Source organism: Blastococcus sp. VKM Ac-2987 (genome assembly GCF_026967805.1).
Classification (GTDB): Bacteria; Actinomycetota; Actinomycetes; order Mycobacteriales; family Geodermatophilaceae; genus Blastococcus.
The window spans coordinates 713,092-726,432 of record NZ_JAPVBG010000001.1; the positions used below are offsets into that span (position 1 = coordinate 713,092).

Here is a 13,341-nt window from a genome sequence, read left to right on the forward strand (position 1 = left end):
ACGGTCCGGCTCTGCCCACCCCGGCTGGGCAGAGCCGGACCGCCGGCCACCCCACCCGCCCCGACCGGGTCGGCAACGCCACCGTCATCCCGGCGGGCTAGCGTCGGACGCGCTATGAGCGCTCTGCCTGCACCGTCCGAGTCCGCCGTCCGCCGTGCCCTGGTGCGCGCCGAGCGCGGCGTCGCCCTCGACGCCGTCGAGGCGGAGACCCTGCTGCACGCCCGCGGCCTGGGCGAGGGGGAACCGCTGGACCGGCTGCTGACCGCCGCCGGCCGGGTGCGCGACGCGGGGCTGGCCAGCGCCGGGCGTCCAGGGGTGGTGACCTACAGCCGCAAGGTGTTCATCCCGCTCACCCACCTGTGCCGCGACCGGTGCCACTACTGCACCTTCGTGACGACACCCGGTCAGCTGCGGGCCCAGGGGAAGGCGCCCTACCTCTCCCCCGACGAGGTCCTCGAGATCGCCCGGGCCGGTGCGGCGCTGGGCTGCAAGGAGGCGCTGTTCACCCTCGGCGACCGCCCCGAGGACCGCTGGCCGGTCGCCGCCGAGTGGCTGGAGGCACACGGGTTCGACTCGACGCTGGGCTACCTGCGCGCCATGGCGATCCGGGTGCTGGAGGAGACCGGCCTGCTCCCCCACCTCAACCCCGGCGTCCTGTCGTGGGAGGAGATCCAGCGGCTCAAGCCGGTGTCGGCGTCGATGGGGATGATGCTGGAGACGACGGCGACCCGGCTGTGGTCACAGCCCGGCGGCCCGCACTTCGGCTCACCGGACAAGGAGCCCGCGCTGCGGCTGCGGGTGCTGGAGGACGCCGGCCGCTCCGCCGTCCCCTTCACCACCGGCGTGCTGCTGGGCATCGGTGAGGACTACGCCGAGCGGGTGGACGCCGTCGCCGCGATCCGGGCGAGCGCGCAGCGGCACGGGCACGTGCAGGAGGTCATCGTCCAGAACTTCCGGGCCAAGCCGCGCACGGCGATGCAGGCCCACGACGACCTGGAGCTGCAGGAGTACGTCGCCGCCGTCGCCGTCACCCGGCTGCTGCTCGGCCCCAAGGCGCGGGTCCAGGCGCCGCCCAACCTGTCGGACTCCACCGAGCTCGGGCTGCTGCTGCGTGCCGGCGTCGACGACTGGGGCGGCGTCTCGCCGCTCACGCCGGACCACGTCAACCCCGAGCGGCCCTGGCCCAACATCGACAAGCTGGCGCAGCTGACCGCCGACGCGGGCTTCACCCTCCGCGAGCGACTGGCCGCCCAGCCGCCGTACGTCCTGCAGCCCGAGCCGTGGCTGGACCCGCGGGTGCGCCCGCACGTCGACGCGCTCGCCGGGCCCGACGGGCTCGCCGTCCAGGGGCGGCTGCCGGTCGGCCTGCCGTGGCAGGAGCCGGACGAGGCGTGGACCTCATCGGGCCGGGTCGACCTGCACGTCGAGGTGGACACCGTCGGGCGCACGTCGGACCGGCGCAGCGACTTCGACGCCGTCTACGGCGACTGGGCCGAGCTCCGCGACCGCACCGAGAGCGCCCGCGACGGACACTCGAGCGCCCTGGCCGCCGGCGACCCGGAGGTGCACGCCGCGCTGGCGCACGCCGAGACCGACCCGGCCGGGCTGTCGGACGCCGAGTACCTGGCGCTGCTCGGCGCCGACGGGAACGACCTCGAGGCGCTGTGCGCGCTGGCCGACGCCGTCCGCCGCGACGTGAACGGCGACGACGTCACCTACGTGGTGAACCGGAACATCAACTTCACCAACGTCTGCTACACCGGCTGCCGGTTCTGCGCCTTCGCCCAGCGGCGCACCGACGCCGACGCCTACACGCTCTCGATGAGCCAGGTGGGTGACCGGGTCGACGAGGCGTGGGCGGCCGGGGCCACCGAGATCTGCATGCAGGGCGGCATCCACCCCGACCTGCCGGGGACGGCGTACTTCGACCTCGCCCGCCAGGTGAAGCAGCGGCAGCCGGGCATCCACCTGCACGCCTTCTCCCCGATGGAGATCGTCAACGGCGCCGCCCGCACCGGGCTGTCGTTCCGGGAGTTCCTGACCGGGCTCAAGGAGGCCGGGCTCGACTCGATCCCCGGCACGGCCGCGGAGATCCTCGACGACGACGTCCGCTGGGTGCTGACCAAGGGCAAGCTGCCCACCGCCACCTGGCTGGAGATCATCGGCACCGCGCACGAGATCGGCATCCCGACCACGTCGACGATGATGTACGGCCACGTCGACACCCCGGCGCACTGGGTCGGGCACCTGCGCACCCTCAGCCAACTGCAGGACCGCACCGGCGGGTTCAGCGAGTTCGTGCTGCTCCCCTTCGTGCACCACAACTCCCCCATCTACCTGGCCGGCGTCGCCCGCCCCGGGCCCACGGTGCGGGAGAACCGCGCCATCCACGCCGTCGCCCGGCTGCTGCTGCACGGCCGCATCCCCAACATCCAGACCTCCTGGGTGAAGCTCGCCGACGCCGGGACCAAGGCGGTGCTGCAGGGCGGCGCCAACGACCTCGGCGGGACGCTGATGGAGGAGACGATCAGCCGGATGGCCGGCAGCGAGAACGGCTCCCTGAAGACCATCGCCGAGCTGGAGGCGATGGCCGCCGCGATCGGCCGGCCCGCCCGCCAGCGCACCACCGAGTACGGCACCCCCTCGGCCGAACGCCTGGCCACCGCCCGCTCCGACGAGGGCCGCGCCCGGCTCACCCTGTCCATCACCCCCCGCTGAGAGCGGCCAGCTCCACGACCGCCGAGACCACCTCCTCCCCGGAGAGCAGGACGAGGTCGTTGTGGTCGGCGCCCGGCACCTCCACCACCCGGTGCAGGCGCGCGGCGGCGTCGGCCACCGCCCGGCTCTGCGCCGGCGGGACGATCGAGTCGGCACCGCCGTACATGACGGTCGTGGGCACCTCGATCCGGCGGACCTGCTCGGCCACCGGGTAGCGGTCGCGCAGCAGCGCCCGCACCGGCAGGAACGGGTAGTGCTCGCTCCCTACCGCGGCCAGGTCGACGAAGGGTGAGCGCAGCACGAGACCGGCCGGCGGGTGCTCCACCGCCAGCCCGGTCGCCACGGCCGCGCCGAGGCTCTCCCCGAAGTAGACGAGCCGGTCGGCCGGCACCCCGCCGTCCCCGAGCAGGAACTCCCGTGCCGCCCGCGCGTCGCGCGCCAGCCCGGCCTCGCCGGGGCTGCCCGGGTTGCCGCCGTAGCCGCGGTAGTCGAAGAGCAGGACGGCGAGCCCCTCGTCGGCGAGCGCACGCGCCAGCGGGGCCCGCATCCCCCGGTGGCCGCCGTTGCCGTTGGCGACCAGCACCCCGGGGGCGTCCGGCGTCCGGCCCGGTACGAACCAGCCGGACAGCCGCAGCCCGTCCTCGGTCTCGAGCACCACGTCCCGGGCACCCGGCACGGCCTCCGCCGCCGGGCCGACGGGCCCGGCGTCCGGCAGGTAGACGAGGTGGCGCTGGAACGCCCAGAGCAGGCTCACCAGGACAGTGCACAGCAGGACGACGACGGCCGCTCCCAGCACCGCCCTGCGCAGCATCCCCCGATGGTCCCGCCTGCCGTTCACGGCCGACCAGCGCTAGCGTCCGCTCATGGCACACGACCACGCCGCCGACGGCACCGACCACTGGCACGCGCCGCTCCGCCACGTCCGGGCGGCCGAGCTCTCCACCGCCACCGGCCAGAGCAGCGGCATGACCCGCAAGGAAGCGGTGTCCGGCAAGAGCGTCGGGGCGGAGAAGGTCTGGATGGGCGAGGCGCACGTCGCGCCCGGCACCGCCTCGGCGAACCACCACCACGGCGACTCGGAAACCGGCATCTACGTGGTCTCGGGCCGGCCGGTGTTCGTCTTCGCGCGCGACGGCGAGGAGATCCGGCTGACCCCGGAGCCGGGCGACTACGTGTTCGTGCCGCCGTGGACGCCGCACCGCGAGGAGAACCCGGGTGACGAGGAGGCGGTCGTCGTCCTGGCCCGCAGCAGCCAGGAGGCGATCGTGGTCAACCTCGCGCCGGGCTCGCTCACCGACCTCTGACCACCGGCGGGACGACGCACCGCCCGGCCGGCCGGGTCCCGACGGCTAGCCTCGGGCCATGGGTTACTTCGGCACGCTCGTCTACAGCGAGGGACGCTGGCGCACGGGCCGGCCGACGGCGGTGCCGTTCCTGATGGTCGACGTGCACGACAGCGACATCGCGACCGTGGACTACCGCGCGGCCGACGCCTCCGGCGGCCGGTTCTTCCTGGGTTACGAGCCCCGCGTCTACTTCGACGAGCCGGATGCCTCCGCGCCGGTCGACACCGACGCGCAGGCCGAGGGCTTCGCGCGGTGGGTGCGCGACGCCGTCGGCACGCAGCTGGAGCCGGCCGAGGTGCGCGGGCTGATGGCCTCGCCCGGCGGGGTGCCCCCGACCGACGAGGTGGTCGAGCAGACCGTCGAGCGGCTGCTCGTCCTCGCCGGGCTCCCGGTGCCCGAGTGGCCCACCGACGACGACGCGCCTCCCGGCTGACGCATCCTTCGCCGGACGCCGGGTAGCGGGCGACGGTGCGAGCGATCTCCTACACCCGGCCCGGCGGCCCCGACGTCCTGCAGCTCACCGACCGCCCGGTGCCCGAGCCCGGCCCTGGTGAGGTGCGCGTCCGCGTCGCCTTCTCCGGGGTGAACCCCACCGACTGGAAGTCGCGGACCAACGCGCAGCCCGGCCCCGCGGGGCAGGTGCCGAACCAGGACGGCTCCGGCACGGTCGACGCCGTGGGCCAGGGCGTGGACCCCGCGGTCGTCGGCCAGCGGGTGTGGATCTGGGAAGCCGCGTGGCAGCGGCCGTGGGGCACCGCCGCCGAGTTCACCGTCGTCCCGGCCCGGCACGTCGTCCTGCTGGGCGCCGACCCGTCGTTCGAGCTCGGCGCCGCGCTGGGCATCCCGTTCCTCACCGCGCACCGCTGCCTCACCGTGGCCGAGTCGCTCCCCGACCGGCTGGGCGCCGGCGCGCTGACCGGTGCCACGGTGCTGGTGCAGGGCGGGGCGGGTGCCGTGGGCAACGCGGCGATCCAGCTCGCCCGCTGGTCCGACGCGACGGTCATCGCCACGGTCAGCAGCCCGCGCAAGGCCCAGCTGGCAGCAGCGGCCGGTGCCGACCACGTCGTGGACTACACGCAGCAGGACGTCGTCGCCGAGGTGCGGAAGATCGCGCCGAAGGGCGTGGACGCGATCGTCGAGGTGTCCGCGGCGGTCAACGCCGGCACCGACGCGCAGGTGATCGGGATGCACGGGGCGGTCGCCATGTACGCCGACGACGGCGGCGCGGAGGTGACCGTGCCGGTGCGCGCGCAGATGGGCCCGAACGCCCGCTGGCAGTTCGTGCTGGTCTACACCGAGCCCGAGCGCGCCAAGGTGCTCGGTCTCGAGGACGTCGCCACCGCGGTCGCCGACGGGGCCGTCCGGGTCGGCGAGGAGGCCGGCCTGCCGCTGCACGTCTTCGGCCTGGCCGAGACCGCGCAGGCGCACCAGGCCGTGCAGGACGGCGCCGTCGGCAAGGTGCTGATCGACGTCACCGCGTGACGCGGCCCCTAGGTTCAGGGCATGAGTGATCCCGGAGTCGTCGTCGACCTGTCCGCGCTCGCCGAGGAACTGCTGGGGAAAGCCACCGGTGAGCGCTCGGGCCGCGCCGGCCGCACCCTGCCGCACCCCGTCGACGGACTGCGCCAGACCGTGATCGCCCTCCGCGAAGGGGCCGAGCTCGCCCAGCACGAGAGCCCCGGTCCGGCCAGCCTGCTGGTGCTCCGCGGCCGGGTGCGGCTCGTGGCCGGTGAGCACACCGACGAGCTGAGCGGCAACCAGGTGGCACCCATCCCGGACCGCCGGCACAGCCTGCACGCCGCCGAGAACTCCGTCGTCCTGCTCAGCGTCGCGGTCCCGCAGCGCGCACCCGGCGCGCGCTGAACGCGGCGGCCCGCGCCGGGATAGCGTGCGGCGGGTGACCGGCTTCCCCCTGCGTCCGCCCTCCCCGCTCGACCAGCTCGCCGACGGCTTCGTCGAGAGCTACGCGGCCTCGCAGCCGACGGTGGCCACCTACATCGGCGTCCGAGGGCACGACGACCGGTGGCCGGACCTGAGCACGGACGGGCACGCGGCCCACGCCGACCTGCTGCGCCGGACGCGCGCCCGGGCGGAGGCGATGGAGCCGGTGGACCGGCGCGACGAGGTGGCGCGCAGCGCGATGCTCGAGCGGCTCGGCGCCGAGCTCGACCGGTACGACGCCGGCTACGCGCAGGCGGAGCTCAACACCATCAGCAGCCCGCTGCAGGAGTTCCGCGAGACGTTCGACCTCATGCCGACCGAGGCCGAGGAGGACTGGACGACCGTCGCCGTGCGGCTGGCGGCCATGCCCGCCGCCCTGCTGGGTTACGCGCGTGGCCTCGACGACGCGGCCGACCGGGGCCGCGTGTCCGCCGCCCGCCAGGTCCGGCTGGCCGCGGAACGGGCCCGGCAGTGGGCCGGCACCGACGAGCGGCCCGGCTTCTTCACCCGCCTGGTGCGCGACGCCCCCGTCGCCACCTCGCTCGGCCGCGACCTGGCCGATGCCGCGGAGCGGGCCTCCGGGGCGCTGCACGGGTTCGCCGGGCACCTGGAGCGCGTCCTCCTGCCGCTGGCGCCGGAGACCGACGCGGTGGGCCGGGACCGCTACGTGCTCGAGTCGCGGTTCCACACCGGCGCCCGGCTGGACCTGGACGAGACCTACGACTGGGGCTGGGCGGAGCTGGCGCGGATCGTGGCCGAGAAGGAACGGCTGGCCGAGGAGATCGCCCCCGGGCAGGGCGTCGCCGGCGCGATGGCCGCGCTCGACGCCGACCCGGCCCGGATGATCCACGGCCGGGACGCGCTGCAGGCCTGGCTGCAGGAGACCGCCGACCGCGCGGTGGCCGCGCTGGACGGCGTCCACTTCGAGATCCCCGAGCCCGTCCGCCGGATCGAGGGACGGCTGACGCCGACGTCCGGCGAGGGCGTCTACTACAGCGCGCCGACCGAGGACTTCAGCCGTCCGGGGCGCATGTGGTGGTCGCTGCCCGAGGGCGTCGACGACATGACCACCTGGCGCGAGACGACGACGGTGTTCCACGAGGGCGTGCCCGGCCACCACCTGCAGATCGGGCAGGCCCTGCACGACGCGGACCGGCTCAACCGGTGGCAGCGGCTGCTGTGCTGGTGCTCCGGTAGCGCCGAGGGGTGGGCGCTGTACGCCGAGCGGCTGATGGGCGAGCTGGGCTTCCTCGCGGACCCGGGCGACCGGATGGGCATGCTGGACGCGCAGGAGCTGCGGGCCGCGCGCGTCGTCCTCGACATCGGGCTGCACCTGGACCTGCCGATCCCCGCCGGCGCCGCGGCGGGCAGCCGCTGGAGCTACGACGTCGCCCTGGCCTTCCTCCGCCGGCACGTGAGCATGGACGACGCCATGCGGGTCGACGAGCTGCACCGCTACCTCGGCTGGCCCGGTCAGGCGCCGGTCTACAAGGTCGGCGAGCGGGTCCTCCTCACCTGCCGGGAGGAGGCCCGCCGGCGAGGCGGGGACGCGTTCGACCTGAAGCAGTGGCACCGCTCCGTCCTCCAGCTGGGCCAGCTCGGCCTCGACCCGCTGGCGGCGGAGCTCGCCCGCAGCTGACTCGGCAGAGGCTGGGGGTCGAGCCGGGCAGCCACGGGTTGAACCACGGGCGCACGCGGCTCGGCCCTCAGCGGTGCGGCCAGACCTGCCCTCTGCCGCGGCCCGCGCGGTCGGCGTGGCGTCAGCCGAGGCCGAACCCACTGGTCGGCTTCCGCCCCCGGTCCGCTCCTCGCTCGCTGGCGCTCGCTGCGATGCTCCCGGCGGCGTCAGCCGACGCCGAGGTCACGGGCGATGAGCATCCGCTGCACCTCGCTGGTGCCCTCGCCGATCTCCAGGATCTTGGCGTCGCGGTAGAACCGGCCCACCGGGAAGTCGTTCATGAACCCGTAGCCACCGTGCACCTGGGTGGCGTAGCGGGCGTTGTCCATCGCCACCTCGGAGCTGTACAGCTTGGCGATGGATGCCTCGCGCTTGAACGGCTCGCCGCGCAGCATCTTCTCCGCCGCCCGGTAGTAGGCCAGCCGGGCGGTCGAGGCCCGCACCTCCATGTCGGCGATCATGAACTGGATGGCCTGGTTGCGCCCGATCGCCTGCCCGAACGCCTCCCGCTCGCCGGCGTACTTCACCGACTCGTCGACGCAGCCCTGCGCCAGCCCGACCGAGAGCGCCGAGATCGCGATCCGTCCCTCGTCGAGGATGGAGAGGAACTGCGCGTAGCCGCGCCCCCGCCCCCCCACCAGGTTCTCCTCGGGCACGCGCACGTCGTCGAACGACAGCTCCCGGGTGTCCGAGGCGTTCCAGCCGACCTTCGAGTACCGCTGGCCGACGACGAAGCCCGGCGTGCCCGACGGCACGATGATCGCCGAGATCTCCTTCTTGCCGTCCGGCTTGGTGCCGGTCACCGCGGTCACCGTCACCAGCGTCGTCAGGTCGGTGCCGGAGTTGGTGATGAAGGCCTTCGAGCCGTTGATGACCCAGTGCCCGTCCTCGAGCCGCGCCGTGGTGCGGGTCGCCCCGGCGTCGGACCCACCACCGGGCTCGGTCAGGCCGAAGGCGCCCAGCGCCTCCCCGGTGCACAGCCGGGGCAGCCACTCCTGCTTCTGCTCCTCGGTGCCGAACCGGTAGATCGGCATGGCGCCCAGCGAGACGCCGGCCTCCACGGTGATCGCCATCGAGCTGTCCACCCGGGCCAGCTCCTCGAGCGCCACGCAAAGGTCGAAGTAGGTGCCCCCGGCGCCGCCGTACTCCTCGGGGAAGGGCAGGCCGAACAGCCCCAGCTCGCCCATCTGGCGCACGATCTCGGTCGGGAACTCGTCGCGCTCGTAGAACTCGCCGATCTGCGGGGCGATCACCTCGCGGGCGAACTCCTGCACGGTCTTGCGCAGCGCCTCGGTCTCGTCGCTCAGCCGGTAGTCCAACATCAGTTCTCCTGCTGCTCGGGCCCGGCCGCCGGGGTCACCAGCGCCAGCCGCTCGTCCAGCGCGACCGTCTGGCCCGCCGTCACTGCGAGCTCGGCCACCGTCCCCGCGACCGGGGCGGTGAGCACGTGCTCCATCTTCATGGCCTCGACGACGAGCAGCGGGGTGCCCGCCGCCACCTCGTCGCCGACGGCCGCGCGCACCACCGTCACCGTCCCCGGCATGGGGGAGGTCACGGCACCATCGCCGGCGGCCATGCCGGACGACGACGCCAGGCGCTCCTGCTCCCGGAACGCGGTCACGTGCCCGTCGGCGGCCAGCCACACCGCATCGCCTTCGTGCACGACGACGTAGCCGGTGGTCTGGTCGCCGAAGGTCACGCTCAGCCGGTCGCCCTGACGAACGGCGCGGGCGGGGACCACCCCGTCGCCGATGCGGATCTCGGCGTCGGCCGATGTGCCGCGGACCGCCACCTCCACGGGCTCACCGCCGGCAGCGGTCAGCCGGCGAACGGTCCAGGCCGGCTCTCCCGGCCGCCAGCCGTCTCGACGGTCCCACGGGTCGACCACGCGGCCGCCCGGCTCCGACTCGAGCAGCAGCGCGAGCGCGGCCGCGGCGTAGTCCGTCATCGGCACCGGCCGCGCCGCCGCGAGCCCCTCGCCGCGGCGCTCGATCAGCCCGGTGTCGAGCTTCCCGGCGGCGACGTCGGGGTCGCGCAGCAGCGCCTGCAGGAAGGCTGCGTTGGTCGTGACCCCGAGGACGGCGGTGCGGCCCAGGGCGCCGACCAGCCGGGCGCGAGCGGTCTCCCGGTCCGGCCCCCAGGCGACGACCTTGGCCAGCATCGGGTCGTAGTCGGTGCCCACCGTGGCGCCGACGGCGAGGAAGCTGTCGACGCGGACCCCCGGACCCGTCGGCTCCACCAGACCGAAGACGGTGCCCGCCTGCGGCAGGAAGCCGCGCGCCGGGTCCTCGGCGTAGAGACGTGCCTCGATGGCGTGCCCGTCGAGGGAGACGTCGCCCTGATCGATCGGCAGCGGCTCGCCCGCGGCCACCCGCAGCTGCAGCTCCACCAGGTCCAGCCCGGTGATCATCTCGGTGACCGGGTGCTCGACCTGCAGCCGGGTGTTCATCTCGAGGAAGAAGAAGTCGCTCGGCCGGTCGGCGTCGACGATGAACTCGACGGTCCCCGCCCCGGTGTAGCCGACGGCCTTCGCAGCCTCGACGGCGGCGCGGCCCATCGAGGCGCGCATAGCCGTGTCCAGCAACGGGGACGGCGCCTCCTCGATCACCTTCTGGTGCCGTCGCTGCAGGCTGCACTCCCGCTCGCCGAGGTGGATGACCGAGCCGTGGGTGTCGCCGAGGACCTGGACCTCGATGTGCCGCGAGTTGCCCACGTACCGCTCGACCAGCAGCGTGTCGTCGCCGAAGGAGGCGCGGGCCTCACGCCGGGCCCCGGCGATCGCGTCGGGCAGCTCCTCCTTCGCGCGCACCACCCGCATGCCCTTGCCGCCACCGCCGGCGCTGGGCTTGAGCAGCACGGGGAAGCCGGCCGCGACGGCCGCCTGGGCCACCTCGTCGTCGCCCATCCCCGGCTCGCTCCGGCCCGGCACGACCGGCACACCGGCGGCCATGACCGTCTGCTTGGCGCGGATCTTGTCCGCCATGGCCTCGATGGCGGCGACCGGCGGGCCGATGAAGACGACCCCCGCCGCCTCGCAGGCCCGGGCGAACTCGACGTTCTCCGAGAGGAAGCCGTAGCCGGGGTGCACCGCCTGCGCCCCGGTCTGTGCCGCGGCGGCGAGCACCCGCTCGATGGCGAGGTAGCTCTGCGCGGCCGGAGCCGGCCCGAGCCGGACGGCGACGTCGGCCAGCCGGGTGTGCAGCGCGCCGGCGTCGGCGTCGCTGTACACCGCCACCGAGCGGATGCCCATCTCGCGGAGCGTGCGGATCACCCGGACGGCGATCTCGCCGCGGTTGGCCACCAGGACGGTGTCGAACATCAGTTCCTCACATCCGGAAGACGCCGTAGCCGACGTCCTCCAGGGGCGCGTTGGCGCAGGCGGACAGGGCCAGGCCCAGCACGGTGCGGGTGTCGGCGGGGTCGATGACGCCGTCGTCCCAGAGCCGGGCGGTGGCGTAGTACGGGTGCCCCTGCGACTCGTACCGGTCGCGGATCGGCGCCTTGAACGCCTCCTCCTCCTCGGCCGGCCACTCCTCGCCGCGCGTCTCGATCCCGTCGCGGCGGACGGTCGCCAGCACCGAGGCGGCCTGCTCCCCGCCCATCACCGAGATGCGCGAGTTGGGCCAGGTGAAGAGGAACCGGGGCGAGTACGCCCGGCCGCACATCGAGTAGTTGCCCGCGCCGAAGGAGCCACCGATGACCACGGTCAGCTTCGGTACCCGGGCGCAGGCGACGGCGGTGACCATCTTGGCGCCGTGCTTGGCGATGCCGCCCGCCTCGTAGTCGCGGCCGACCATGAAGCCGGTGATGTTCTGGAGGAAGAGCAGCGGGATCCTCCGGCGGTCGCAGAGCTCGATGAAGTGCGCGCCCTTGAGCGCGGACTCGGCGAAGAGCACCCCGTTGTTGGCGATGATGCCGACCGGGTGGCCGTGCAGCCGGGCGAACCCGGTGACCAGCGTCTGCCCGTAGAGCGGCTTGAACTCCGCGAAGCGCGACCCGTCGACCAGCCGGGCGATGACCTCGCGGACGTCGTAGGGCGTCCGCGGGTCCGGCGGCACGACCTCGTAGACCGACTCCGGGGCGTGCACCGGCTCCTCGACCGGCGCCACGTCCCAGGGGCGAGGCTCGCGCGGGCCGAGCGTCGAGACGATCTGCCGGACGATCCGCAGGGCGTGCGCGTCGTCGTCGGCCAGGTGGTCGGTGACCCCGCTGACCCGGCTGTGCAGGTCCCCACCGCCGAGGTCCTCGGCGGTCACGACCTCACCGGTCGCGGCCTTCACCAGCGGCGGCCCGCCGAGGAAGATCGTGCCCTGGTCGCGGACGATGACCGCCTCGTCGCTCATCGCCGGGACGTACGCGCCGCCCGCGGTGCACGACCCGAGGACGGCGGCGATCTGGGCGATGCCCGCCTTCGAGAGGTTCGCCTGGTTGTAGAAGATCCGGCCGAAGTGCTCGCGGTCGGGGAAGACCTCGTCCTGCATCGGGAGGAACGCGCCGCCGGAGTCGACCAGGTAGATGCAGGGCAGCCGGTTGTGCAGCGCCACCTCCTGCGCGCGCAGGTGCTTCTTCACCGTCATCGGGTAGTAGGTGCCGCCCTTGACGGTGGCGTCGTTGGCGACGACGACGCACTCGCGCCCGGACACCCGGCCGATGCCGGTGATGATGCCGGCGGCCGGGGCGTCGCCGTCGTAGAGCCCGTGCGCGGCGAGCGGGGACAGCTCGAGGAAGGGGCTGCCGGGGTCGAGCAGCGCGTCGACCCGCTCGCGGGGCAGCAGCTTGCCCCGGTCGACGTGCCGCTGACGGGCCCGCTCACCGCCGCCGAGGGCCACCCGCTGCAGCTGGGCGGCGAGATCGGCGGCCAGTTCGGCGTGCGCCGCGGCATGGCGGGCGGCCGCCGCGGGATCGGCCGAGAGGGTCCGGGGAAGCACCGGTGCGTCCACGGGCCCGAGGTTAACGGTGGTTCACGCCTGCGGTCCACCCCACACGCGCGAGGGGTTAACGCGCGTTCACGGCGGGGTTAGCATCCCTGGCATGACGCCGGCCGGCACGCGCCCGGACCAGGGCTCCGCCGCCCAGGACACCGCACTGCTCGCCGATGCCGGACGCCCCTCGCGCCGGGAGCAGATCCTGCAGGCGGCGGCCCAGCTGTTCGCCGAGCGCGGCTCGCGCTCGGTCGGCGTGGACGACGTCGGCGCGGCCGTCGGGGTGACCGGGCCGGCGATCTACCGACACTTCGCGAGCAAGGACGCGATGCTCGCCGAGATGCTGGTCCGGATCAGCGAGCGGCTGGCCGACGGCGGCCGCGAGCGGGTGGCCGCAGCGGGCCCCGATCCGGCCGCCCAGCTGCGCGCGCTGATCGACTTCCAGGTCGACTTCGCCCTGGACAACCCCGCGCTGATCGTCGTGCACGACCGGGACCTCGCCTCGCTGCCGGAGGCCGAGGCCGGGCAGGTGCGCCGGCTGCAGCGCCGCTACGTCGAGGTGTGGGTGGCGGTACTCGCCCGGCTGCACCCCGGCGCGGAGGCGGCCGCCTGCCGCGCCCGGGCGCACGCCGTCTTCGGGCTGATCAACTCCACCCCGCACAGCGCGGGCCGGCTCGACCGGACCGCCATGGCCGGCCTGCTGCGCGGCATGGCCTGGGCGGCCGCCACCGGCTGA

At 74.4% G+C, this 13,341-nt stretch carries 11 protein-coding genes; 7 read left to right on the forward strand and 4 right to left on the reverse strand.

Annotated elements, in window-relative coordinates:
• Nucleotides 1–114 precede the first annotated feature (114 nt).
• Complete coding sequence (locus tag O2W17_RS03455) at nt 115–2,718, forward strand: bifunctional FO biosynthesis protein CofGH (protein ID WP_269190998.1); 2,604 nt, start codon at nt 115–117, stop codon at nt 2,716–2,718.
• Here the strand turns inward: O2W17_RS03455 and O2W17_RS03460 are convergent.
• On the reverse strand, nt 2,705–3,529 hold the full coding sequence (locus O2W17_RS03460) for an alpha/beta hydrolase (RefSeq protein WP_269190999.1): 825 nt from the start codon (nt 3,527–3,529) through the stop codon (nt 2,705–2,707). The genes O2W17_RS03455 and O2W17_RS03460 overlap by 14 nt on opposite strands.
• Before the next feature lie 52 nt (nt 3,530–3,581).
• Here O2W17_RS03460 and O2W17_RS03465 point away from each other — a divergent pair, with 52 nt between their 5' ends.
• The 5 genes from O2W17_RS03465 to O2W17_RS03485 are packed head-to-tail and all read left to right on the forward strand — an operon-like array spanning nt 3,582 to nt 7,644.
• The gene (locus O2W17_RS03465; RefSeq protein ID WP_269191000.1) at nt 3,582–4,022 is read left to right on the forward strand and encodes a cupin domain-containing protein; all 441 of its coding nucleotides are present in this window, start codon (nt 3,582–3,584) and stop codon (nt 4,020–4,022) included.
• A gap of 58 nt (nt 4,023–4,080) precedes the next feature.
• On the forward strand, nt 4,081–4,497 hold the full coding sequence (locus O2W17_RS03470; RefSeq protein ID WP_269191001.1) for a hypothetical protein: 417 nt from the start codon (nt 4,081–4,083) through the stop codon (nt 4,495–4,497).
• A gap of 35 nt (nt 4,498–4,532) precedes the next feature.
• On the forward strand, nt 4,533–5,546 hold the full coding sequence (locus O2W17_RS03475; RefSeq protein ID WP_269191002.1) for an NADPH:quinone reductase: 1,014 nt from the start codon (nt 4,533–4,535) through the stop codon (nt 5,544–5,546).
• Nucleotides 5,547–5,567: 21 nt separating this feature from the next.
• Nucleotides 5,568–5,927 carry a LuxR family transcriptional regulator gene (locus tag O2W17_RS03480; RefSeq protein ID WP_269191003.1) on the forward strand — a complete coding sequence of 120 codons (360 nt, stop codon included), beginning with the start codon at nt 5,568–5,570 and terminating at the stop codon, nt 5,925–5,927.
• Between the two features lie 34 nt (nt 5,928–5,961).
• A complete protein-coding gene (locus tag O2W17_RS03485) occupies nt 5,962–7,644 on the forward strand; it encodes a DUF885 domain-containing protein (protein WP_269191004.1) in 1,683 nt (560 codons plus the stop codon).
• A 206-nt stretch (nt 7,645–7,850) separates the two neighbouring features.
• Here O2W17_RS03485 and O2W17_RS03490 read toward each other — a convergent pair whose 3' ends face one another.
• Genes O2W17_RS03490 through O2W17_RS03500 form a run of 3 tightly spaced genes read right to left on the reverse strand, consistent with a single transcriptional unit; the run spans nt 7,851 to nt 12,623 of the window.
• Nucleotides 7,851–9,005 carry an acyl-CoA dehydrogenase family protein gene (locus tag O2W17_RS03490; RefSeq protein WP_269191005.1) on the reverse strand — a complete coding sequence of 385 codons (1,155 nt, stop codon included), beginning with the start codon at nt 9,003–9,005 and terminating at the stop codon, nt 7,851–7,853.
• Nucleotides 9,005–11,002: an ATP-binding protein gene (locus tag O2W17_RS03495; RefSeq protein WP_269191006.1), complete on the reverse strand. Its 1,998-nt coding sequence runs from the start codon at nt 11,000–11,002 to the stop codon at nt 9,005–9,007. The genes O2W17_RS03490 and O2W17_RS03495 overlap by 1 nt, the downstream gene beginning before the upstream one ends.
• A gap of 7 nt (nt 11,003–11,009) precedes the next feature.
• Complete coding sequence (locus O2W17_RS03500; RefSeq protein WP_269191007.1) at nt 11,010–12,623, reverse strand: carboxyl transferase domain-containing protein; 1,614 nt, start codon at nt 12,621–12,623, stop codon at nt 11,010–11,012.
• Between the two features lie 91 nt (nt 12,624–12,714).
• Between O2W17_RS03500 and O2W17_RS03505 the strand changes: the two genes are divergently transcribed.
• Nucleotides 12,715–13,341 (forward strand): SACE_7040 family transcriptional regulator, encoded by a 627-nt coding sequence (locus O2W17_RS03505; protein WP_269191008.1) that lies wholly within the window; start codon nt 12,715–12,717, stop codon nt 13,339–13,341.

Excerpts from the sequence above, each read along its gene's own strand:
- O2W17_RS03480 (WP_269191003.1), top strand. The coding sequence starts at position 5,568 with ATGAGTGATCCCGGAGTCGTCGTCGACCTGTCCGCGCTCGCCGAGGAA.
- O2W17_RS03455 (WP_269190998.1), top strand. The coding sequence starts at position 115 with ATGAGCGCTCTGCCTGCACCGTCCGAGTCCGCCGTCCGCCGTGCCCTG.
- O2W17_RS03490 (WP_269191005.1), bottom strand. The coding sequence starts at position 9,005 with ATGTTGGACTACCGGCTGAGCGACGAGACCGAGGCGCTGCGCAAGACC.
- O2W17_RS03470 (WP_269191001.1), top strand. The coding sequence starts at position 4,081 with ATGGGTTACTTCGGCACGCTCGTCTACAGCGAGGGACGCTGGCGCACG.
- O2W17_RS03465 (WP_269191000.1), top strand. The coding sequence starts at position 3,582 with ATGGCACACGACCACGCCGCCGACGGCACCGACCACTGGCACGCGCCG.
- O2W17_RS03505 (WP_269191008.1), top strand. The coding sequence starts at position 12,715 with ATGACGCCGGCCGGCACGCGCCCGGACCAGGGCTCCGCCGCCCAGGAC.
- O2W17_RS03460 (WP_269190999.1), bottom strand. The coding sequence starts at position 3,529 with ATGCTGCGCAGGGCGGTGCTGGGAGCGGCCGTCGTCGTCCTGCTGTGC.
- O2W17_RS03495 (WP_269191006.1), bottom strand. The coding sequence starts at position 11,002 with ATGTTCGACACCGTCCTGGTGGCCAACCGCGGCGAGATCGCCGTCCGG.